Below are 23,424 nucleotides of genomic sequence, written 5' to 3' on the forward strand. Positions count from 1 at the left end.
CGCTTTAGCATTTACTATGATGTGGCTACCAATGTGGGCTGATTAATATATATACTACAAAGATCAACAGCCCCTAGTTTTACTGAGTTATTAAAAAAAGATAACGATGTATATCAGGTATTATTTTACCCAACACATAGCGTTCATTCAGATGGTAAAATGACTAAAGATGAGTGCACAGCACTGGTATTCAAAAACGATAAACTAGTGGGTATTGGCGACACCGCACTGGATATGATCAAATAGAATATAGTCAAAAAGTAATAAACGAAAAACGCCAATAAAAATATTGGCGTTTTACTTATTAGAGCTGTAAATAACTAAGAAAAAACATAATTAGCGAGCGACTATTCTATCGCGTCCCGCATCTTTGGCTGCATATAAACCTAAATCAGCTTCTTCTAAAAGCGCTTCTTCAGCAAATATTTTGCCACTTTCAGTTGTTGCAACACCAATACTGACCGTTATATGGTTGGCATTTAATGATGCTTTATGTTCTATATTTAAACTATTAACTGCATTGCGTAGTTTATTTGCAAATGCTATTGCTTCACTTTTGCCTACACCTGGCAGAACAGCAGCAAATTCTTCGCCGCCATAGCGTGCTATAAAATCACTACCACGTTCACATTCACCAACAAGTGCTTGAGCTACTTGTTTTAAACAATCGTCACCAGCACGGTGTCCGTAGCAATCGTTGTAACGTTTAAAATGGTCTATATCCATAAGTAAAACAGAAAGAGGTAAACCGCTGCGGATACTTCTGCGCCATTCACGAGATAAATTTTCGTCTAGGTAACGCCTATTTGGTATCTCGGTTAAACCATCTATTGAAGCAAGCATTTCTAGTAAATCATTCTTTTGCTTTATTAATAACTGATTACGAACTCGTACACGTACTATTGAGGCGCTAAATGGTTTAGTTATGTAATCCATAGCACCAAGCTCTAAACCTTTCGATTCATCTTCATGGCTATGATTAGCAGATATAAAAATGATGGGTATAGATTGGGTTATTGGGTTTTCTTTAAGTTGTACAAGCACTTCGTATCCATCAATGCCTGGCATAACAACATCGAGTATAATTAAATCAACTTGTGTCGTTTTTACAAAAGTGAGTGCTTTTTCGCCACTTTCCACCAAAAACACTTCATGCTCAGTATTAAGTGTTTTATCGAGTACCAATCGGTTGAGAGGATCATCATCAACAATTAATACCTTAGCTTTTTTTGACATCCTTTGCCCCCAAACCTTTTATAAAAACAATCACTTGTTCTAACTGCATAATAAGCTCTTTCATTGTAATTTCAATAGGCTCATTAGTCGTTTTAAGGTGTTTTTCACACTGCTGTGCACAATACGACAACCTTTTAAAACCTAAATTACCTGCTACTCCTTTAATACTATGCACTAAGCGTACCAAATCATCCTTACTAGTACTTTCATCTATCTGAATTAATTGAATTTGACATAAGTTAGCAAATTTATCAATCATAGTATTAAGTAATGCTTCATCTAAATTAAACTGCGTTAAAGCAAATGATTTTTCAAAAAAGCTAGGTTTAACAAGTCCTAAGTCAGCAATAGCACCTGTAAGTACTTTAGCAACCACTGGCTTTGTTAAATGCTTGTTCATACCACAACGTAAAGAACGTTCAATATCTGCAGGCTCACAATGAGCTGTTAATGCAAAAATAGGGAGCTGCTTTGCGTCAAACTGTTGACGAATCAATGCTGTTGCTTGACAGCCATCGATATGCGGCATTTGTACATCCATTAAAATTAGATCGGGCTTTAAAACCTGCAATAACTCCATACCATCTGATGCACTCGAAGCTGTAACAACATTAATTTCAGCTTGGTGTAACACACTGCTAATAATCTCTAGATTTAATTGATTATCATCAATTGCTAATACTAGTAGACCCGATATATCCTTTTTAAGTTCCGGTATGCTTAATATTTGCGTACCTATTACTGATTTGAACTCTGAGCCGGAGCTTAAATTTAGCAACCGCTGACCAAGCGCTGATGCTTTAACATGCCGTGCCGCTAAATGCTCGCTATTAGGTAAACTTAATGTGTGTTGATGATTAATAATAATAACCGGTGTTGCTTTTGACGATAATGAATCATTTATCGCCTCTACATTAAGTAGTACAGATAAGTCGGCTACATCTATAATTAATTGCTCAGCATGTGAAAGCTTTATTGGATATTTTAAAACTTCGTCAAGGTCAATGCTAGCTAGTTCAGAAAATGCACCGGCAACGCGTTTTAGCTCTTTGCTACGCTCAGAGACAATAGCTAATGTATTATTTTGTATTACATTATTTTTTGTTCTATCTACTTGAAGTGCAATACTAAAGAAAAACTCACACCCTTGCCCTTTATCACTTTTTAGAGTGATTTCGCCGCCCATTAGCGACACCGCATGTTTAACTATCGCTAAACCTAAACCCACTCCATGATGTATTCGTGTTGACGATTCATCACCTTGTGTAAATGCATCAAATAAACGTCTTTGATCGGCTTTATCTATTCCGCTTCCTGTATCAATAACTTTAAAGCAAATATACTGTAAATCTACGCTATCACTTTGCAATAAGTCCATTTTAAGGGTTATCGAACCTGTTTTAGTAAATTTAACCGCATTTGTTAATAGGTTACCCAACACCTGTTGTAGCCTAATACTATCGCATATAAGGTCGGGGGAAATTAACGGGTCTATATCAATAATAAACTCTATACCTTTATTTTCGCATAAAGGTCCCGTTAAACTATCGCAAATATCAATTAATTCAATCACACTAAACGATGCTTGCTTTAGTTCAGCTTGTGAACTTTCTACTCGTGCAAAATCAAGCATTCTATTAAGCATAAGTAGTAAGCTATGCGCAGCATGTTTAGCTTGATCAGTTTGTTGTAACTGCTTTTGAGTAAGCCCTTGCTCAATTAACATATCAAGTAAGCCTAAAACGGCATTAAGTGGAGTGCGAATTTCGTGGCTTAAATTAGCTATAAAACGGCTTTTAGCAAGTGTAGCTCGCTCTGCATCGTGTTTAGCTTTCGTAAGTGCGCTAACATCTTGAATATGAATAACGTAATAAGCAGGATCGCGGCTTTCATCCCACACAAGCGATACACTCAATTGCAACCAGCTAGTTAAGTTTCCTCGTGCCAGTGTTAAGTGATATACCCTTTTTTTATCGTCAAGTAATTGCGCTAATGTGGTTTTAATTTGCTCCCACTGCAATTCATTAAATAAAGCTTTAAGTGGCTCACCTACTAACACTTGTTGCTCAGAAAATTGCTTTCTAGCCGCTTTATTAACTTGTAAAATAGTATGCTCTAGTGAAAGCAATACCACACAGTTTGCAGCAAATTCAATCGCACTTCTAAATTTAGATTCAGATGCTTTTAAGGCAAGTAAAGCCTGCTGTTGCTCGGTAATATCGCGACCAATCCCCATTGTTCCCAACAAATGCTGGTGCTCATTGTAAAATGGTGCAATTGTTAATTGATACGACTTGGTATCAGTTTCTATTCGTTGCTCAACGCTATTTCTATTTTGTAAAACTTGTTTTTCTAGCGCAATTATTTGCTGATCGTTGTCACCTAAGTCATCTACATGTTTACCAACTAATGCTGTTTGATCTTTACCTATATAAGCTTCAAACGCTTTATTACATCCTAAAAACGAACCATCTATATTTTTAAAATAAATAAGATCAGGCACGCTGTTTAACATTGTATTAAGTAGAGCTAAGTGGCGCTCTTTAGCTTCATAGCTACGACTTAGTTTTTCTGATTGTAACTGTACTTTTTCATCAAGCTCTTTATTTGCATTTTGCAGCGATTCCACCAGCTCTTTATTTTTAGAAAACACACGCTTTACTTTAGAAAACCAAGGCTGCCAGTTAAGTGGAACTTTATAGTTTAATTGACCGTTTTGCTGCTCGTCACTTTGTGCTAAGTAATACATTAAATGTGTAACTGGTTTAACAATAATACGCTGGCTCAACCAAAAGAACACACAAAACATAAGACTCAAAAATAGGGTTAAAAATACAAATTCTAATAATATTTCATATCGAATAGGATTTACTAATTGCGGTTTAGGTTCGTAAAACGCGGCATGGATAGGTAAAGCACCCACTGCTTGCATAAAGTAATTATTATCACCGGTTAATACAGTCGATTTTTTATGGAATTCATCTAGCTTTGGCCAGTAAGGCTCTAGCTCTATAACTTGATCAATTGAATTTTTTGAACTGGCAATAATTTGATGAGACTGGTTCATAAAAACATATTCACCGCCATTAACAGGAGATATTTTTTTTAACCAAGCGGAAATAGCCTGCACATCATAAATTAAAATAATATAGTCGTGAGAACCAATTTCTCGCTGACGTCCAATTGCAAAGTACGCTTTATCATTTATTTTAATAATAGGACTTGAAGATAATTTATTTGGGGCAAATTCAGGTTTAAACTTACCGTTTAAAACCTCAGTTAATAACAAACTATGGCTCTTATTACGCCTAGCCACATAAGCAAAACCATCATCGTCAACATAAGCAACCGCAGACAAAGACTGCATTAACGCAAGTGTTGTATTAAACGACGGTCCTAAAGCTATAACCTGCTGCCACTGCAAAAGCGCACGAGCAGAATATGCAAAACTTCCTTTGCCAATAATCTCAGTGCCTTGATGATTAAAATCGCGATAGTAATAACCATCGTACTGATTAATATTTTCAAGCAAACTATTATTAAACGGCTGAAATGGCGGTTGCTGATATAAGGTAAACATAGCGGTTAGTAAGTCACTTGCAGCCTGCATGCCATGAGTTACCTGTGCAGACACACTATCAAAATCAGCTTCGCGCTTCTCAACAGCTCGCTCAAGTTTAATTGTATATAAATGCAGACACAGTAAAAAAGCAACAATTAGAGGTACTAAAAGCGCAACAAATAAAGATCGATAATAATGTTTGAGAGGTAGAAAATTCAACGTAGTGTCCGCGTTATGGCTCGAAAATCAATCGTTAGACTATCGAGCCAATTTGTTAAGCGCAAGTTATAAATTTTCTTCCGCAAATGACGCTAAGCGGCTACGCACCACACCATTGAGGTTTATTGTTGCACTGCCTTCAAAGTTTTTAAAGCGCTCAACTATATACGTTAAACCCGATGTAACCGGTGTTAGGTAGTTACTGTCTATTTGCGCCAAGTTACCCGTACAAATTAATTTAGTGCCTTCGCCGCAGCGAGTAATAATCGTTTTGAGTTGAGATGACGTTAAATTTTGACTTTCATCCAAAATTACTACCGCGTTTTGAATACTGCGACCTCGCATAAAGTTAACCGACTTAAACTGAACATTAGCTTTTTCCATTATGTAGTTTCGGCTCGATATTGGGTTTTCGTCGCCTTTATGTAATACCTCTAATGTATCGGTAATGGCTGCAAGCCACGGCGCCATTTTCTCTTCTTCCGTACCAGGTAAAAAACCAATAGATTCTGCAATCTCGGGGGTATTACGAGTTACTATTACTTTATCGTAAATACCTTTTTCGATGACCATTTCAAGAGCACTAGCAAGCGCTAATAAGGTTTTACCGCATCCTGCTGGACCAGTTAAAATAACAAGCTCAATACTTGTATCAAGTAAAGCGTCAAGCGCCATACCCTGATAAATATTTTTTGGTTTAACGCCCCACGCACTGTGATTCATTAAACGCTCAACACCAATATCTTTGAGCGTTATGTGCTCATCATCATAGGATTTAACACGCGCAGCAAAATGCTCACAGCCATCGAGTAAGTACTCGTTACAAAATACATCGGGTATTAAATCTTTAGGTACATGATGAAACGTATCACGCCCATGTTGCTCAGTATTGCACTGTCCTACATGGTCCCAAAAATCGCCTTCTATTTTTTTGTAGCCGCTGGTAAGTAAGGTTATATCGTCAATAAGTTGGTCGGTGCGGTAATCCTCAACATATTTAAGCCCTGCGCCTTTGGCTTTTAAGCGCATGTTTATGTCTTTTGTAACAAGTATTACTTTTGAATCACTGTGCTGTTTTTGTAAATACACCGCGCAATTAATAATACGGTGGTCGTTTTCGTTACCTGGCAAACCAGAAATAGAGTCAGCAAATAAATGATCATTTACAATAATAAGCGTACCCGCAGAGCTCGCTTTTGCTTTTTTATTACTTGGCAGCGCCACACCTTGTAGCATTTGCTCGGGCGTTGCATTTTTAAGTACTTCATCTAATCCACGAATAGCAACGCGCGCATCGCGGCTCACATCATGTTTTCTATCTTTTATGTGGTCGAGTTCTTCAAGCACTGTCATCGGAATTACAACGTCATGTTCTTGAAAAGACAAATAAGCGAGGGGTTCGTGAAGTAGTACGTTGGTATCTAGCACATACATTTTACTTTCAAGGTTCGAAGCTTTTTCCATAGCACTTTCCTTACGTTTTATGATTTTTATGCTATACCCAAATAACTAAGTAAAACGGGCAAAACCAAAACCTGCAATACTTAATTGCCAAGGCACATTGTAAGTTTAGTCTATTTGTCATAAAAGTCCGTTTTATTACAAACTACAATTAGTTTTGATTTATTAAAAAAGAATCATGTATTAGCCTTTTTAATAGTAATAATTAACACTTACATAATTAATTAAAAGTGAGCCAAATAGCGCCTTGCAGTGGTGTTAGCTTACAGGTAACATAGCCGCCTTTTTCATCATAGACGAGACATACATGAATTTTTCCTTAGGTCAGCGTTGGATCAGTGATACAGAGTCAGATTTAGGATTAGGCACCGTTGTTGCCATTGAAGGCCGTCAGGTCAGCATATTATTTCCTGCCAGTGGTGAGAGCCGTGTTTATTCTTCGGCAGAAGCACCGGTTACCCGTGTGGCATTTAATCCTGGCGATGTGATCAAAAGCGTTGAAGAATGGGAATTAGAAGTAGAGTCTATTGAAGTACAAGGTGAGTTATTGTGTTATCACGGCACCCGTGTTGATAACGGCGAAACTGCCAAGCTTAAAGAAACCTTTTTAGATCATTTTATTAAGTTTAATAAACCACAAGATCGTCTATTTGCTGGTCAAGTAGATCGCTTTGATCGCTATACACTTCGCTACCAAACGTGGTTACATAAATTTGAACGTGAACAATCGCCTATTAAAGGCTTAATTGGTCAACGTGCTAATCTTATTCCGCACCAGCTTTATATTGCCCAAGAAGTGGGTAAACGTTTTGCACCACGTGTACTTTTATCAGATGAAGTAGGCCTTGGTAAAACAATTGAAGCTGGCATGATTTTACACCAACAAATTATTAGTGGTCGTGCAAGTCGCGTATTAATAGTTGTACCAGAAAACCTACAACACCAATGGTTAGTAGAAATGCTACGCCGCTTTAACTTACACTTTTCTATTTTTGATGAAGAACGTTGCGACGAAGCGTTTGCCGACTCACCAAACGTGTTTGATACAGAGCAATTGGTACTTACAAGCCTTGAGTTTTTAACCAAGAAAAAACGCTGGTTTGAACAAGCAACGCTTGCTGATTGGGATTTACTAGTAATCGATGAAGCCCATCACCTAAGTATAAATAACGGTAAGCCAAGCTCAGAGTACCAACGTATGGCAGAGCTTAGCCAAGATATTCCAGGCCTTATTTTACTTACAGCAACGCCTGATCAACTTGGTCACAGCAGCCACTTTGCACGTTTGCAATTACTCGATCCTGATCGTTTTTACGACTACGACGTGTTTAAAGAAGAAGAAGCAAATTATAAAGACGTAGCTGAAGCTGCAAATCAATTACTGCAAGAGCAAGGGCTAGACGACACAGCCAAAGCCACACTAATTGAGCTATTAAAAGAAACCGATATTACTGATATTCTTGAAAAAGCACAGCAAGGTGATTTACCAGCACGTAAAGAAATACTTAACATGCTACTCGATCGCCACGGCACAGGTCGTATATTATTCAGAAATAGCCGTAGCGGCATTGATGGTTACCCAAGTCGTAAATTACACGCTTACCCAATGGCACTGCCAAAACAATATAAAACCGCTATGTCGGTACTAGGCAACATGGGTGGCATTCAAAATGCTGAACTAAGCGCACATCGTGCACTTTTCCCTGAAAAAATATTTCAAGAGTTTGAAGGTGAAAGCGCAAGCTGGGGTTTATTTGACCCACGTGTAGATTGGTTAATCGAAACACTTAAAACGCTTAAGCGCGAAAAAGTACTACTTATATGTGCTAAAGCTGAAACAGCTATCAGTCTTGAGCAAATACTGCGTGAACGCGAAGCAATTAAAGCATCGGTATTCCACGAAGGCATGTCTATTATTGAACGAGACCGCGCTGCTGCATTTTTTGCAGATGAATATGATAATGCACAAATATTACTGTGTTCAGAAATTGGCTCAGAAGGTCGTAACTTCCAGTTTTCACATCACTTAGTATTGTTTGATTTACCATTGAACCCAGATTTACTAGAGCAGCGTATTGGTCGATTAGACCGTATAGGTCAAACACAAGATGTGAACATTCATGTTCCATATTTTGAAAACACCGCTCAAGAAGTACTGCTACGTTGGTACAACGAAGGTCTAGACGCATTCGAATCTACCTCGTCAACGGGTCAAATGCTTTATAAAGAGTTCCGTGATGACCTACTTGAATATATTTCTGCGCATAACTGCGATGAAGACGAACTAGATCCATTACTTGAGCAAGTAGCACAGCAAAATGCCGTACTGCGTAAAAAAATGGAAAGCGGACGAGATCGTTTACTAGAACTACATTCATCGGGTCAAGGTGCTGCAGATTCGCTTGTAGCTGAAATCGAAAAACTCGACAATCAATTTGAATTACCAAGCTACATGATCAACGTGTTCGACACATTTGGTGTAAGCCAAGAAGATAAAGGTGAAAATACCATTATCTTAAAACCAACAGAACATATGTTAAACCCATCATTCCCATCGCTTAAAGAAGACGGTATGACGGTTACCTTTGATCGCGACACGGCACTTTCGCAAGAAGACGTGCACTTTGTTAGTTGGGATCACCCAATGGTGCAAGGCACCATGGATATGATTTGTGACGACGACTTTGGTAGCGCATCAGTAGCATTACTTAAAAACAAAAAATTACCGCCAGGTACCTTTTTTGTTGAGCTAATTTTTGTTGCCGAAGCAATGGCACCAAAAGTATTGCAAGTTGGTCGCTTTTTACCACCTACACCAATTCGTATATTGCTTGATAAAGCAGGCAATAACCTTGGCGAAAACGTAGCGTTTGAAGGTTTTAATCAGCAGTTATCTGCTGTTGGTCGCCAGACAGCAAGTAAACTTGCTGGCGCATTGCAAAGTGCTGTACACCCTATGATTGCTACCGCTAAAGATATGGCACAAGAAAAGCTTGAAGTTATTCGCGCAGCGTCGCTTGCTAAAATGCAAACGTCACTAAATGAAGAGCAAGAGCGACTTGTTGCCCTTAAGCAAATTAACCCAAATATTCGCCAAGAAGAAATTACCTTCTACGATAAGCAACGCAACGACATAACTACGTATATTGAAAAAACGCAGTTACAACTTGATGCAATTCGATTAATCGTTGTTTCGCACTAAGCTTTGAGCTTTCGATGTAAAGCCGTAAATCATTAGTAAAAAATCACTAATGAATCTAACTTAAAAAAAGCGCGGTATTTATACCGCGCTTTTTTATAGAATAAAATACATAAAACGAGATATACAGTCTCACCTATATAAAATTAAAACACCTAACTTATAGGCGTAAATTCACTTCGCGCCCAATTACGCTAACTCAAAAACTTCGAACTTCGATATTAATTACACACCAACTTAAACCTTTACCTTGAGCCTTAGCATTTCCTGCACTAAAATAGCACTCTTAAAAATCATTAAGGTCGGCCGTGTTAGTTAACTACAATCCCCCAATGAATCCGTATTTAACGATACTTTATCAGGATGACGATTTGCTCATTGTTAATAAGCCAAGTGAGCTATTAACAGTTCCAGGTAAAGACCCTAAACATGCCGATTGTTTAATAAGCCGTGTTAATCGCGTTTTTCCAACAGCAAAAATAGTACACCGCTTAGATATGGCAACATCAGGTATACTTTGCCTTGCTATGAATAAAGCAGCGCACAGGCATTTAAGTATGCAGTTTCAAGAACGTGAAACCGCTAAACGCTATATTGCACGCATATATGGAAAGCTTGAGGTCGATACGGGCTCAGTAGATTTACCACTTACTTGCGATTGGCCTAATCGCCCTAAGCAAATGGTTGATCACGAAAACGGTAAACCATCACTTACACACTTTAAAATCCTTGAGCGTGAAGCAAACGCAACCCGCGTTGAGCTAACACCTATAACAGGACGCTCACATCAGTTACGTGTGCATATGCTAAGTTTAGGGCATCCTATTTTAGGTGATAGACTCTATGCTCATAAAGATGCACTAGCTGCAGCACCTCGTTTACAGCTTCATGCACAAATGCTACAACTGAAGCACCCTGTAACTGAGCAAGTACTTACTTTTGAAGCTGAGACTGAGTTTTAGTCGCCTTATTAATATTGACTATTAAGCTATAGTGCTAAACTTTTACCGTGCAAAGCCGATACCTAATTAGTTCACATTATTTGGGGTTGTTATGGTATTTGCACCGTTATTTAAAAATACGCTTTTTAATCTATTACTAAGCTATACATTATTTTTAAGCACACAAGTAACTGCTGCAGAGCATATTGCCCCACCAACCCCATCAAGTATTGAAAATAGCGATATTGAACGTTTACTACCAAATGACGAAATAAAGCCAATACTTGCAGGCGACACCGAATTTTTAAGTTTATACAGTGAATATATGAGCGCCGACTTTAGAGGTGTTGTATTACTTATACCTGATTGGCAATCTACTCCTACGAACAATACAGGCATGAGTTTTTTACGAAAAGAGCTTAATAATTTAGGCTATACAACGTATGCGATGACAGTACCCGACATAGATTGGCAAGCCGGTAAAACACCAGAATTAACACCGGAGCTAACACCAGCCAAAGCAGCAACGGATGCGCAAACTGAAGTAGCAACACCGACAGTACCTAAAGAAGAAACTACCGTAGAATCACAGACTACAGAAATAAAAAAAGAGGTAGAGCCTCATCACGTTAACGCAATCGAAAAAGTAACCGATGAAATACTCGATAACTATAAAATAAATTTAATCGCTCGTTTTAATGCGTTGTATCAAACTGCGATGGAAGAGCCAAATAATATAGTTGTTATTGCACAAGGGACCAGTGCTGGTGTATTGATAGAATATTATGCCGACTTTCCTGAAGAACGAGTTGATGCATTTATAAGCTTAAGTAGTTATTTGCCTAACACCAAGCGCAATGAAGAACTGAGCCAAACAACGTCACTTGTTACACCTGCCCTACTTGATGTTTATTATGCTAACGACAACACTGACATTTTAATGAACCTTAAAAACCGTCAGCGTTGGGTTAACCGCAATGCAAAGTTTGATTACCGCCAACGGCTATTTTTTGGGCTTCGTGATCAACCCGATCAACATGCACGCCTAACAAAAGAAATAGACGGCTTTTTACGCCGACTTTTTTAAATACTCGTAAGCGGCCTGTATATCTTGGCTTTTTTTAACAGCAAGTTCCATCATGTGTTTTGGTAAACCTTGTGATACCAACTTATCTGGGTGATGCTGAGCCATTAACTTACGATAAGCTACTTTTATCTCTCGCTCAGTCACACCATCATTAAGCCCTAATAGTGCCAATGCTTGTGCACGATTCATATTATTATTTGGCGGTACGTGATGACCAGAGCCTTCACGATAACTACTACTTTTATTCTGTTGTTGCTTAAAGCGTTCTTGCTGCTGTCTAAAATTAAATTCAGCTTGGTAGCGTTTTAATACAAATATAAAATGTGCTTTAGAAATACCTAATTGTTTGCTGACTTCATCCAATAGCTTTTTTTCTTGCTCAGCTAATACACCATCAGAAAATGCCATTTGAATCTGAATTTCTAAAAATAATTGCAATAAATCATGACGCTTTGCAAATCGCTCTTTAAAGTCGTATACCGTTTCTTTTAATGAAAAATCACTTTCTTTACCGGACTGAAAAGCATGCTGCGCTTCACGGCGTTCTTCGCCTTTTAAACCCATTTCGTCCATAAATAAGTTAGCAGCTTTTATATGTATTTCGCTAACTCGTCCGTTGGACTTAGCAATATGACCCATTACGGCAAAGCAACTCGAAAAAAACAAAGCTTGGCGCTCGTTTACATCATCACCTTTAAACAAACTAGAAAAACCGCCTGCTTTATCAAAATTATTTTTTAAGCTTTTATCAAATAAATGACCAAGGTATAACCCTAAAATTGCACCAAATATTTTGCCAAACATAAAACCAAAGCAAAAACCGAGTATTTTTCCCCACATCTAAGCAACTACCTCTATTAAATTTATATGTTTGCTAACGCTAAGCGTTCGTTAAGCGCAGCTAGTCGCTCTGGTGTACCGATATCATCCCACTGCCCTATATAAAGTTCAGTAGAAACTAAATGTTCAGCAAGCTTTTTCCGTAATATTGGTCCAAGTGGACGAATGCCTAGCTCAAAGCCTTGAAAAAAATCAGCTTGATAACGACCAATACCCGAAAATGTATACTTTTGACTATCAGGCGATAAATGACTTAAGGCAAAATCGCCATCTTTGTTATGTGGTGGGTTTTCTATGAGCACTATATGCGCTTCACCACTTTGCAAATGCAACTGCATTAGCGCACTAACATCGTAATCAGTAAATACATCTCCATTTATAACAATAAATGAATCGCCTAGTAATGGTAACGCCTCAATAATACCGCCAGCGGTTTCAAGACCACCTTCAACTTCTTGGCTGTACTGTATATTTACACCAAACTGACTACCATCATTAAAGTAATTTTTAATTTTATCACCCTGCCACGCAAGGTTTATTACAATATTTGTGATGCCAGCAGCTTTTAGATTATTTATGTGGTGCTCAATAAGCGGTTTATCTACCACTTTTAACATAGGTTTGGGCATATTTTGCGTCAGTGGCATCATACGTTGTCCGCGCCCAGCGGCTAAAATCATCGCTTTCATTTACGCTCCTTTGCCAACTGTTTTGTTACTTTTGGGATGATTATATTTTTAGTCCAATCACTTAATGCTTTAAGATCTGGATAATTAGCAGCTACCTCAACAATATAATCAAGGGTTGGTAAAATATTATCTAAGTAACCGGTTTTACCATCACGTAAATATAAACGACAAAATATACCCGCCGCTTTTAAATGACGCTGCAGGCCAGTTAAATCAAACCAATATTTAAATTCATCGAATGAAGTGTTAGCCAGTAAATTTTGAGCCGTAAATTCTTGATAAGCAAAATCAAGCAAGCTTGTTAACTCTTGTTGAGGCAGTTTAAAGTAGCAATCGCGTAGTAGCGATACTAAATCGTAGCAAAGCGGACCGCGCACGGCGTCTTGATAATCTATAATCGCCCATTTGCCATTACTGTGCATTATATTACGGCTATGGTAGTCGCGATGTACTGTAACTATGGGTTGAGCTAGCATAATATTAGTTAACAGTTTACTGCTTGCTTGCCACATTGCTTGATATTGAATATTGGATTCTGTACTGAGATCAATACCTATAAAATCATTAACTAACCACTGGCTAAATATATCAAGCTCGAGCGCTATAAAATCCTTATTATAAGCTTGCATAGCAACAGATGCTGGCGTTTTTGCCCATTGAGCGCTTAAGTCTATTAACGCTTCATAATGCTTTGTTCTATTTACATCATTTAGCATATCGGCTAAATGCGTACTCCCTAAATCGCTTAATATAAAAAAACCTTGTTGCTCATCGCTCGCTATAATATGAGGCAATAAAAAGCCTTGGTCAGTAAATACTTTATTAAGCAAAATATAAGGAGTGTTATTCACTTTTTTTGGATCGGAGTCCATAACAATAAAGTGCTTATTAGCGTAACTTAACCGGTAATAACGTCGAAAACTCGCATCCCCCGTAATGGCGGTTAATGTAGTTGCCTGAGCATCAAAGTGCGTGTTTATAAATTGTTGCAAATTATCAATACGTGTCATTTTATAAGATATCTATTTTTAGCTAAGTTAATTAGGTCAATTACTGTATTTGCCATTATTTTCCTTTATTATGTCTATATTATATTTAGTTAAAGAGCATTAAGGGCAATAAATGAGCAAAACCTGGGGCATATTGATGCTAGGCGTAATTAGCGCACCATCGCTTGCCGAAACTGAACTGACACACAAGCTTTGTGGCACTTCAATGCAAACCAGTGCTTGGCAACCGCTTCCAGGCCTTGGGCTTGGTACTGTTGACATTAAAGCCGATGATGTAGAGCTCCTTGGCGCTCAAAGCGCTGAATTTACTGGCAACGTTGATATTAACACCGTTAATATGAGTTTGTCCGCACAAACTGCGTTAATAGACAAGCAACGCGGCTTATTAAATGCAACCGGTCCAATTACTTATCGTGACTATATTAGCCAAGTAAACAGCACTGGTTTAAACGCTGATTTAAATAATTCAGAGATTAGCTTGCTTGGTGCTGATTACAGCTTAACTGAGCAGCAAGGTAAAGGCGGAGCCGAAAAACTCACTGTTAATGAGTCTGGCTTAGTGCTAATGAATGCAAGCTTTACTGCTTGCCCTGGCGAAACGCCTGTTTGGGAAATTGAAGCCGACGAAATTAACCTATCAAGAGAAGAAGGTTGGGGCGAAACGCACAACGCTATATTACGCATTCTTGATACACCGGTTTTATACTTACCTTACTTTACCTTTCCTCTTGATGAGCGACGTAAATCTGGTTTGCTTACACCAAACATTTCAAGTTCTGATAAATATGGGCTTGAAACAATAACACCGTATTATTTAAATATTGCACCCAATTTTGACGCAACTATTACGCCGCGTTATATGTCACGTATTGGACTGCAACTACAAACAGAAGTCAGGTATTTAACTGAGCAACATGAAGGCTTAGTAGGTATAGAATACTTAAATGAAGACGACTCTGAGCCAGAATTAGATGAGCGTTATATGTTTCATTGGCAACAAAGAAGTTATTTAAGTGAAAACTGGCGTGCAAACGTAGATATAACAAACGTAAGTGACGATAACTACATAACCGATTTAGATTCTAACTACGCTAACAAAACCGATACTCAACTATACCGTACAGGTGCACTTACGCATTTAGGTGATACATGGCGTACCGATATTAAAGTTCAAAACTTTGAAGTACTAGGCGATCACTTAGAATCATATACTGCAATACCACAAATTAATTTTACGCAAACAGCACCTTGGCGAATTGATCATTTTGACTTTAGCGTAGCGGGTGAAATAAGCCACTTTACTAACGACTCAGCAATTATTGACGAAGCAACACGTGTTCATATTGAACCAAAAGCACGCTTTGACTATAAAAAGCATGCTTGGTCGTTTCTATCAGAAGTTAGTTTATTACAAACCAATTACAAGCAGCATGGTGACTTAAGTGGTACTGATTACCGTGAAAGTGTGTCTCGTACTATTCCTAAGGTACGTTTGTACTCACAGCTTAATTTTGAACGCGATACGTCATATTTTGTTGACGATGGTATTCAAACCCTTGAACCGCAAATTCAGTATTTATATACACCAAATAAAGATCAATCTGATATAGGTCTATTTGATACAACCAAGTTGCAAGACGATTATTATGGTTTATTTAGAGATACGCGTTTTTCGGGCGTTGACCGTATTGCTGCTGCAAACCAATTTACTTTGGGTGCAACAACCCGTTTATTCGATAAAAAACAAGAAGAAATATTTAACTTTAGCGCTGGTCAAATCTTTTATTTAAGTGACTCGGCTAAACCTACAGAGCAAGGTTTAAACTCTGATACTAACTACAATGCATTATTTGCAGCGCAAACCATGTTACATTGGCATCGTCGTTGGTACCTCTCTGGTGGTGTACAATACGACACTGATAGTAAACAAATGATCCAATCGAATGTTACCTTAGATTATAAAGGTGATGAAAATCAGCTAGTACAATTGAACCATCGCTATGCAAATGATGTCTCAGGAAATACAATTGAACAAGCAGGTGTCTTTACAAGCATTCCAATTAGTGACGAATGGCAGTTTATTGCAAGCTACCATCGTGACCTTAACAATAACCGAAGCGTCGAAATATTGAGCGGGTTACAGTATGAGTCATGTTGTTGGGCATTCCAAATTACTGGTCATCGCCAAATTGAAACTGACTTAAATCAGTCAATCGGGCAAGAGCAAGCAACCTTTGATTCGGGTATTAGTTTTAACTTTGTATTAAAAGGACTTGGTAGTAAAAGCCGTTATGATGCAAAAAAATTATTACAACAAGGTATTTTTGGCTATCGTAGACCGTATTTTCTCAATAACTAGTATCACAACAGTACTATTAGCAAGAGTAGTAAAAAGAATATGAATTTAAAAAAATTATTAACATCAGCAGTATTAAGTATTAGCCTTTGCCAAAGTGCATTTGCAGCCCCAGTAGAAATAGATAAAGTTATTGGTGTAGTAAACGAAGGCGTTATATTAAAAAGTGAAGTAGACACCATTATTAACCGTGTTAAAAAGCAAGCTGAAGAACAAAGTCAGCAACTGCCTAAAGACGAAACATTACGTGTACAAGCAATAGAACGCTTAGTTAGTCAAACACTAATGATGCAGATGGCTGAACGTATGGGTTTAGAAATATCTGATAGCCAACTTGACCAAACACTTGCAAATATGGCGAAAGAACAAGGCGGTACAATTGCCGATTTACGTCGTACAATTGAAGGTGCTGGCGAAAGTTTTCAAGCATATCGTGAAGAAATTCGTAAAGAAATTACGACGCAACAAGTAACACGTGCAAACGTAGACCGTCGTATTTATATTAGCGAACAAGAAGTTGATAACCTTTTAAAGATTATGGAAACTCAAGGTCAAAATTCTGAAGAATATGATATTGGGCACATTTTGATCGACATTCCTAACGATGCAACCCCTGATGAAATTAACGATGCAAAAACACGTGCAGATAAAGTAATTGAACTACTACAAGATGGTCAAGAATTTAAGCGTATTGCAATTTCTTCATCAAGTGGTTCAAAAGCACTTGAAGGTGGACAACTAGGCTGGATGGGTATTAACGAAATGCCATCATTATTCGCTGAAGCTGTTAAAGGTAAAAAAAGCGGTGCTATTGTTGGTCCTCTTCGTTCTGGTGCTGGTTTTCATATTATTAAAGTACAGGAAATTCGTGGTCGCCAAGTTGTAGAAACAACTGAAGTGCGCTCTCGCCACATACTAATTAAACCTTCAATTATTTTAAGCGAAGAAAAAGCTCGCTCTATGCTTGCCTCGTTTGCAAAAAGATTACGCGATGGTACTGCTGACTTTGGTGAGCTAGCTAAAGAATACTCTGAAGACCCTGGTTCAGCACTTAAAGGTGGTGAGTACGATTGGACAGACCCAACTACCTATGTTCCTGCATTTAAAGATACGCTACTTTCACTTAAACAAGATGAAATTAGTGAACCATTTAGAACGCAGTTCGGTTGGCATATAGTTCAGTTACTAGGTAAGCGCGTAGCTGATAAAACAGAACAAGCTAAACGTAACCGTGCTCATGGCATGTTATTTAACCGTAAATTCAAAGAAGAAAGTTTTAACTGGCAGCAAGAAATGCGCGAACAAGCCCATGTTGATATTTTCCCAGCAGACCAATAAATATGACTTTAAGAATTGCTATTACGCCAGGCGAGCCTGCTGGCATAGGTCCCGACTTACTACTCACGCTTGCTCAGCAAGCGTGGGATGTACAACTTGTAATTATTGCTGATGGCAAACTACTTAAAGAACGTGCAAAACATCTTGGTTTAACTATTAACTTAATAAAATTTGATCCAAGTAAACCTGCACTGCCCGCTCCTGCTGGCAGTGTTTATCTTGATCAGGTTGATTTAGGTGCAGAAGTAGAGCTTGGTGTATTAAACGATAGTAACGGACAATATGTTTTAGACACTTTGCGAATCGCAAGTGAAAAAAACATGGACGGTACGTTCGATGCTGTTGTTACCGGTCCTGTGCACAAAGGTATTATTAATAAAGCTGGTATTTCATTTAGTGGACACACTGAGTACTTTGCTCAGCAGTCAAACACAGCAGATGTAGTAATGCTATTAGCAACTGAAGGTTTAAGAGTTGCACTTGTGACTACTCATATTCCACTTGCTTATGTATCACGTGCTATTACGCCTGAGCGTTTAACTAAAGTTGCAGGCATATTAAATCACGACCTACGCACTAAGTTTGGTATTGAACAGCCACGTATTTTAGTATGCGGGTTAAACCCTCATGCTGGTGAAGACGGTCATCTTGGACGTGAAGAAATAGAAACAATCACACCAACTCTAGATATACTTAGAAGTCAGGGGATGAATTTAATCGGACCACTTCCAGCCGATACTCTATTTCAAGATAAATACTTATCAGAAGCCGATGCTGTACTTGCTATGTATCACGATCAGGGATTACCTGTGCTAAAATACAAGGGATTTGGTAAATCGGTAAATATTACCCTTGGCTTACCATTTATCCGCACCTCAGTTGACCACGGTACAGCGCTAGATTTAGCCGGTACCGGAAAAGCTGATGTTGGCAGTTTTGAATTAGCGATCCGCGAAGCAATTAAGCTCGCCCATGAAAAAGCACAGAATCAATGACCGATAAAGTACATTTAGGACACCGCGCCCGAAAACGTTTTGGGCAAAACTTTTTATTTGATGAAATGATCATCGATAAAATAGTCTCTGCTATTGATCCTAAGCCAGAGGACAACCTAGTAGAAATTGGTCCAGGCTTAGGTGCAATCACAGAACCTGTTGCAGAACTGAGCGGCCACTTAACTGTTGTTGAATTAGATAAAGATTTAGCACAACGTTTAATTGAGCATCCATTTTTAGGCCCTAAGCTAACGGTTAATCAGGGCGATGCAATGACGTTTGATTTTGCTAGCTTAGTTAGAGACGATAAAAAATTAAAAGTGTTTGGTAACTTACCTTACAATATTTCTACACCATTATTGTTTCATCTTTTTGAATTTGCTGACAATATTGAACACATGCACTTTATGCTACAAAAAGAAGTAGTAAAGCGTATGGTTGCAGGTCCTGGTAGCAAAACATTTGGTCGCTTGAGCGTAATGACGCAGTATTACTGTAATGCAATGCCAGTAATAGAAGTACCACCAGAGTGCTTTAAGCCAGCGCCTAAGGTTGATTCGGCTGTTATACGCCTTATCCCTAAAAAACCAGAACAACGCACTGCAAAAAGCGTTAAAATTTTAAATACAGTTTGTTTAGAAGCTTTTAATCAACGTCGTAAAACACTACGAAATAGCTTAGCCAACTTACTAACTGCAGAAGAGCTTACTAGCATCGGCATTGATATAACACTTCGTGCTGAGCGCTTATCTTTACAACAATTTATTGATATAGCTAATTGGATTTATGACAACAAGCAGTAATATTGGATCGCCTGTTAAGGTATCGGTAGAAACATTTTACGTAGAAGGTCAATCTCAACCAGAGATCGAAAAATACGTATTTGCTTATTCGGTAACTATTCGAAATCACAGCCTATGTAGCGCAAAATTACTTAGTCGTTATTGGTTAATAACCGATGCAAATGGCAAAGAAATTGAAGTTGAAGGCGAAGGTGTTGTGGGCGAAATGCCAACTATCGCTCCTGGTGAAAGTTATAAATACACCAGCGGAGCCATTCTTGATACACCTGTAGGCACAATGCAAGGCCACTATACTCTGCGTAATGAGTTTGGTTCTGAGTTTCAAGCACCTATTAATGTGTTTCGTTTGGCTTGTCCTAATATTTTACATTAAATAATGGCAGCACCCGATGGCTGATTATGCGATAGGTGATTTACAAGGCTGCTTTAGCGAATTTAGCACTTTGTTACAAAGGGTTGATTTTAACCCAAGTAAAGATCATCTTTATTTGGTGGGCGATATAGTTGCACGTGGACCTGATTCTCTTGCCTGCTTAGATTATATTTACCAACACCAAAATAGCATGACAATTACACTGGGCAATCATGATTTACACATGATTGCCTGCTATTACCTAAATAAACCGACTAATCCTAAAGATAAACTAGCCCCAATATTTAATAGTAATAAATTACAACACTACATCTCTTATCTACAAACCCAACCTATTGCATTATATTTAAAACAACATGATAGCTTTATTGCTCATGCGGGGTTGAACCCTAACTGGTCAATTGAACAAGCGTTAAAACACGCACAATTTGCTCAAGAGTGTTATCAGTCAAATAATGCAAAAACATTTTTTGAACGCATGTACCAACCTCATCCAGCAATGTGGTCAAACGAACTCGATTGTTTTGAAAAATTTAGGTATATCGTTAATTACTTTACCCGTATGCGCTTTTTAACCCAAAACAATAAACTCGAACTTATTGCTAAAGGTGCAATAAATCAAAATAATGAGCTAACACCTTGGTTCTGTCATCCAAATATACGCACCTCTACGCACGACATTATTTTTGGTCATTGGGCTGCTCTTGAAGGAAGCACTGGCTTTAAACATGTACACGCTTTAGATACAGGCTGTGTGTGGGGTAATACTATGTCATTAATGGAACTAACTAATAAAAAAGTAATTACAGAAAAATCCCACCTTTTGTCTAAATAAACTGAAAAAAACTAATACATCTGTTAGATTTATGAATTAATAGTTAAAATTAATTAAAGTAATTGATTTTAATTACTTAACTTATCTGAATACAAGCCGATAAGTTTTAATTAAGTACCTTTGAGTGGAATCCATATGAATCTAACAGTAAGCCAACGTATTTGGGGTGGTTTTATATTCATCACGCTATTACTTTTAATAATTGGTGGTAATTCTCTAATAAAAATAGCAAATATCGATCGTTCTACTCAAAAAGTGAATCAACTATCACTTCCCGCATTAAATAAAAGCGCTAAGTTACAAGCTGAATTTATTTTAATGAGTAAAGCAGCCCAAGCAAGTTTTTATACATCATCTGTAAGTGAGCTAACTCCAATAAAAAAACAAGTTAGCGAACAAAAACAACTATTCAGTACCTTGCATAGCGAACTACAAGCTGTTGTAAAAAACGATCCTATATTAAATCAAAGTAGTCAAAATGTAGAAAAAACCTATTTAAGCTTTTTAAAAGTTGTTGAGAGCTTAATAGCCGACAAAAACAAACAATTAGCACTTAGCAAGTCTTTAAAAACACAACTAGAAAATATAGAGCTAAGCGCAGAAGACGCAAACTCTATTGTCCTCGATATTATTGATATAGATGGCTTTGAGCAAAACCATCCGCGCGCATTCCAAGCTGCTAACAATCTAGAAAATAACTTTATGTCAGTGGTAAGTAACAGCACTGACATGCTCACGGTTAAAACTATCAACACACTGGATATTGTAAAGAACGAGCAAACGTACTACCTAGAAGAAGTAACTCGTACGGTCGCGTTAATAAAGCCAGCGATAGAGCAATCACATAGTGATTTATACAACAGTTTAAAAGAGTATGTGGATACACTAGAGAACAATATAAAAGGTAATAATGGCTTATCTGCAAATAAAAAACGTTTAATTGACGCTATAGAGCTTACCGAAAAAGAATTAGCGCAATCTGAACAAGCTACTAGAATGGCTTTAAATCAAATAGATGAACTAGTTAAGCAAGCCAGCAATGAAGCATTTAAACTTCAGCAAGGTGTACGAAGTGATGTAGATTCAGCCAACTTATGGACATGGGTTGGGATGGTTATTGCAACACTTTTAGCTATAGCAATCGCTATTATTACGGTTAGCCGTATTACAAAACCCCTTGCAGAAGTTAACCGAATTTTGGATATTGTTGCCAGCGGTGATATGACTCAGAGATTAGATGACACCGCCAAAGATGAGTTTGGTGAATTATCTAAAAGTTGCAATACATTAATAGACAGCTTACGTAGCTTAATTAAAGGTATTATTTCTCGTTCAACTCAACTTGCTGCTGCATCAGAAGAAACATCTGCAATTACAGCTGAATCAAGCCAAGCAATAAGAAACCAACAAGCACAAGTAGAACAAGCTGCCACAGCAACAACTGAAATGAGCAGTACCTCACAAACAGTAAGTAATAGTGCGCAACAAGCGTTAAGCGAAATCAAAAATGCGGACAAAGAAGCTGAACGTGTAAAAGGTATTTCTAATAACAATAAATCGACTATTGAACAACTCGCTCGAGAAGTAGATGACGCATCACAAGTAATTAATAAATTACATCAAGATAGTGCATCTATTGGCAGCATATTAGATGTAATACGCGGTATCGCTGACCAAACTAACTTACTGGCACTTAATGCAGCAATTGAAGCAGCGCGTGCTGGTGAATATGGTCGAGGCTTTGCTGTTGTAGCCGACGAAGTACGATCTCTAGCAAGTAAAACGCAAGAGTCTACTCAAGAGATACAATCAATGATTGAGTCACTACAAACAGGCGCAGAAGCGGCTGTAACGGCAATGAGTAAAGGAAAGCAACGCGCAGTATCATGTGTGGAGCAAACTGACTTAGCGAGCACTGCGCTTGACTCTATTACGTTTGCTGTATCGCAAGCGCACGATGTAAGCGAGCAAATCTCAACAGCAGCACAAGAGCAGCAACAAGTAGCACAAGAAATAAGTGAACGTCTTGAGTCAATTGTAGCTATTGCCGAACAAACAGCTGAAGGTGCAAGCCAAACAAATATATCTAGCTCTGAGGTCGCAAAGCTAGCGGAAGAACTTCGCTTGTCTGTAGATGCATTTAAAGTTTAATTTATACTAACCCACATAAATATATAATCGATTTAATTATTTATATGGATTAGCAGTAAATTTTAACTCGAACAAAAAAGCCGTATTGTGATTATCTCAATACGGCTTTTTTAATTTTCAAATTAATTTTTTATTATGCTCATATTTATTGAACACAAAAAAGCCGCAATAAATGCTAACACCATTCAGTTAAGCATGCTTTGACTTAATGGTGTACCGAGTTTTTGAAATCCGAACGGTCCTACTTTTGGGCCGTTTTCTTTTTTCTGGAAGAATATAACGTTTCACTCGTTCTCGCATTGCCCTTAATTTCTTTGGAATTGAACCTG

The 23,424-nt window shown here is 37.9% G+C and carries 17 protein-coding genes and 1 pseudogene; 11 read left to right on the plus strand and 7 right to left on the minus strand.

Translation table 11 applies throughout. From position 1 onward, the window contains the following. The first annotated feature begins 45 nt into the window (after positions 1–45). Positions 46–246 (plus strand): DUF3192 domain-containing protein, encoded by a 201-nt coding sequence (locus tag I6F65_RS18730; RefSeq protein WP_331461425.1) that lies wholly within the window; start codon positions 46–48, stop codon positions 244–246. A 90-nt stretch (positions 247–336) separates the two neighbouring features. Here the strand turns inward: I6F65_RS18730 and I6F65_RS18735 are convergent, their stop codons facing one another. From I6F65_RS18735 to I6F65_RS18745, 3 genes are all read right to left on the minus strand, one after another. Further along, on the minus strand, positions 337–1,236 hold the full coding sequence (locus I6F65_RS18735) for a diguanylate cyclase (RefSeq protein WP_024611778.1): 900 nt from the start codon (positions 1,234–1,236) through the stop codon (positions 337–339). Continuing rightward, entirely contained in the window at positions 1,220–5,017 is a 3,798-nt protein-coding gene (locus I6F65_RS18740; RefSeq protein ID WP_197114365.1) for a PAS domain-containing hybrid sensor histidine kinase/response regulator, read from the minus strand. Before I6F65_RS18740 ends, I6F65_RS18735 begins: the two co-directional genes overlap by 17 nt. A 66-nt stretch (positions 5,018–5,083) precedes the next feature. Beyond that, positions 5,084–6,481: a PhoH family protein gene (locus tag I6F65_RS18745; protein ID WP_166108844.1), complete on the minus strand. Its 1,398-nt coding sequence runs from the start codon at positions 6,479–6,481 to the stop codon at positions 5,084–5,086. Positions 6,482–6,785: 304 nt separating this feature from the next. On the opposite strand from I6F65_RS18745, the gene rapA reads away from it, so the two are divergent. From rapA to I6F65_RS18760, 3 genes are all read left to right on the plus strand, one after another. Continuing rightward, positions 6,786–9,680, plus strand: coding sequence for an RNA polymerase-associated protein RapA (gene rapA / locus I6F65_RS18750; RefSeq protein WP_166108843.1), 2,895 nt, complete (start codon positions 6,786–6,788; stop codon positions 9,678–9,680). Positions 9,681–9,985: 305 nt separating this feature from the next. Next, positions 9,986–10,639: a bifunctional tRNA pseudouridine(32) synthase/23S rRNA pseudouridine(746) synthase RluA gene (gene rluA, locus I6F65_RS18755; protein WP_166108842.1), complete on the plus strand. Its 654-nt coding sequence runs from the start codon at positions 9,986–9,988 to the stop codon at positions 10,637–10,639. Positions 10,640–10,730: 91 nt separating this feature from the next. Then, complete coding sequence (locus I6F65_RS18760; protein ID WP_166108841.1) at positions 10,731–11,705, plus strand: DUF3530 family protein; 975 nt, start codon at positions 10,731–10,733, stop codon at positions 11,703–11,705. Here the strand turns inward: I6F65_RS18760 and djlA are convergent. Genes djlA through I6F65_RS18775 form a run of 3 tightly spaced genes read right to left on the minus strand, consistent with a single transcriptional unit; the run spans position 11,688 to position 14,244 of the window. After that, positions 11,688–12,545: a co-chaperone DjlA gene (gene djlA, locus I6F65_RS18765; RefSeq protein ID WP_166108840.1), complete on the minus strand. Its 858-nt coding sequence runs from the start codon at positions 12,543–12,545 to the stop codon at positions 11,688–11,690. The two genes, I6F65_RS18760 and djlA, sit on opposite strands and share 18 nt — an antisense overlap. A 23-nt stretch (positions 12,546–12,568) precedes the next feature. Beyond that, positions 12,569–13,234, minus strand: a complete 666-nt coding sequence (gene murU / locus I6F65_RS18770) for an N-acetylmuramate alpha-1-phosphate uridylyltransferase MurU (RefSeq protein WP_166108839.1) — start codon at positions 13,232–13,234, stop codon at positions 12,569–12,571. Next, the gene (locus I6F65_RS18775; RefSeq protein WP_166108838.1) at positions 13,231–14,244 is read right to left on the minus strand and encodes an aminoglycoside phosphotransferase family protein; all 1,014 of its coding nucleotides are present in this window, start codon (positions 14,242–14,244) and stop codon (positions 13,231–13,233) included. The genes murU and I6F65_RS18775 overlap by 4 nt, the downstream gene beginning before the upstream one ends. Before the next feature lie 112 nt (positions 14,245–14,356). Here I6F65_RS18775 and lptD point away from each other — a divergent pair, with 112 nt between their 5' ends. The 7 genes from lptD (at position 14,357) to I6F65_RS18810 (ending at position 23,095) form a co-directional block, all read left to right on the plus strand. Further along, positions 14,357–16,603, plus strand: coding sequence for an LPS assembly protein LptD (gene lptD, locus I6F65_RS18780; RefSeq protein WP_024611154.1), 2,247 nt, complete (start codon positions 14,357–14,359; stop codon positions 16,601–16,603). A gap of 39 nt (positions 16,604–16,642) precedes the next feature. Then, positions 16,643–17,938, plus strand: coding sequence for a peptidylprolyl isomerase SurA (surA, locus tag I6F65_RS18785; RefSeq protein ID WP_166108837.1), 1,296 nt, complete (start codon positions 16,643–16,645; stop codon positions 17,936–17,938). 2 nt (positions 17,939–17,940) lie between these two features. After that, the gene (pdxA, locus tag I6F65_RS18790) at positions 17,941–18,933 is read left to right on the plus strand and encodes a 4-hydroxythreonine-4-phosphate dehydrogenase PdxA (RefSeq protein ID WP_166108836.1); all 993 of its coding nucleotides are present in this window, start codon (positions 17,941–17,943) and stop codon (positions 18,931–18,933) included. Beyond that, positions 18,930–19,736 carry a 16S rRNA (adenine(1518)-N(6)/adenine(1519)-N(6))-dimethyltransferase RsmA gene (rsmA, locus tag I6F65_RS18795; RefSeq protein WP_024611157.1) on the plus strand — a complete coding sequence of 269 codons (807 nt, stop codon included), beginning with the start codon at positions 18,930–18,932 and terminating at the stop codon, positions 19,734–19,736. Before pdxA ends, rsmA begins: the two co-directional genes overlap by 4 nt. Beyond that, a complete protein-coding gene (gene apaG / locus I6F65_RS18800) occupies positions 19,720–20,109 on the plus strand; it encodes a Co2+/Mg2+ efflux protein ApaG (protein WP_024611158.1) in 390 nt (129 codons plus the stop codon). Before rsmA ends, apaG begins: the two co-directional genes overlap by 17 nt. 16 nt (positions 20,110–20,125) lie before the next feature. Next, positions 20,126–20,944, plus strand: a complete 819-nt coding sequence (locus I6F65_RS18805) for a symmetrical bis(5'-nucleosyl)-tetraphosphatase (RefSeq protein WP_166108835.1) — start codon at positions 20,126–20,128, stop codon at positions 20,942–20,944. Positions 20,945–21,079: 135 nt separating this feature from the next. Then, a complete protein-coding gene (locus tag I6F65_RS18810; RefSeq protein WP_166108834.1) occupies positions 21,080–23,095 on the plus strand; it encodes a methyl-accepting chemotaxis protein in 2,016 nt (671 codons plus the stop codon). 189 nt (positions 23,096–23,284) lie between these two features. Here the strand turns inward: I6F65_RS18810 and I6F65_RS18815 are convergent. Continuing rightward, positions 23,285–23,424, minus strand: a pseudogene (locus I6F65_RS18815) (IS4 family transposase); the annotation flags it as partial.

It is taken from the genome of Pseudoalteromonas sp. SWXJZ94C (genome assembly GCF_015864385.1).
Classification (GTDB): domain Bacteria; phylum Pseudomonadota; class Gammaproteobacteria; order Enterobacterales; family Alteromonadaceae; genus Pseudoalteromonas.

Bases quoted from the DNA above. Each gene is read 5' to 3' on its own strand.
- rapA (WP_166108843.1), top strand. From the start codon at position 6,786: ATGAATTTTTCCTTAGGTCAGCGTTGGATCAGTGATACAGAGTCAGAT.
- I6F65_RS18760 (WP_166108841.1), top strand. From the start codon at position 10,731: ATGGTATTTGCACCGTTATTTAAAAATACGCTTTTTAATCTATTACTA.
- lptD (WP_024611154.1), top strand. From the start codon at position 14,357: ATGAGCAAAACCTGGGGCATATTGATGCTAGGCGTAATTAGCGCACCA.
- I6F65_RS18775 (WP_166108838.1), bottom strand. From the start codon at position 14,244: ATGACACGTATTGATAATTTGCAACAATTTATAAACACGCACTTTGAT.
- murU (WP_166108839.1), bottom strand. From the start codon at position 13,234: ATGAAAGCGATGATTTTAGCCGCTGGGCGCGGACAACGTATGATGCCA.
- I6F65_RS18805 (WP_166108835.1), top strand. From the start codon at position 20,126: ATGGCTGATTATGCGATAGGTGATTTACAAGGCTGCTTTAGCGAATTT.
- surA (WP_166108837.1), top strand. From the start codon at position 16,643: ATGAATTTAAAAAAATTATTAACATCAGCAGTATTAAGTATTAGCCTT.
- I6F65_RS18745 (WP_166108844.1), bottom strand. From the start codon at position 6,481: ATGGAAAAAGCTTCGAACCTTGAAAGTAAAATGTATGTGCTAGATACC.
- rsmA (WP_024611157.1), top strand. From the start codon at position 18,930: ATGACCGATAAAGTACATTTAGGACACCGCGCCCGAAAACGTTTTGGG.
- apaG (WP_024611158.1), top strand. From the start codon at position 19,720: ATGACAACAAGCAGTAATATTGGATCGCCTGTTAAGGTATCGGTAGAA.
- I6F65_RS18810 (WP_166108834.1), top strand. From the start codon at position 21,080: ATGAATCTAACAGTAAGCCAACGTATTTGGGGTGGTTTTATATTCATC.
- pdxA (WP_166108836.1), top strand. From the start codon at position 17,941: ATGACTTTAAGAATTGCTATTACGCCAGGCGAGCCTGCTGGCATAGGT.
- I6F65_RS18735 (WP_024611778.1), bottom strand. From the start codon at position 1,236: ATGTCAAAAAAAGCTAAGGTATTAATTGTTGATGATGATCCTCTCAAC.
- djlA (WP_166108840.1), bottom strand. From the start codon at position 12,545: ATGTGGGGAAAAATACTCGGTTTTTGCTTTGGTTTTATGTTTGGCAAA.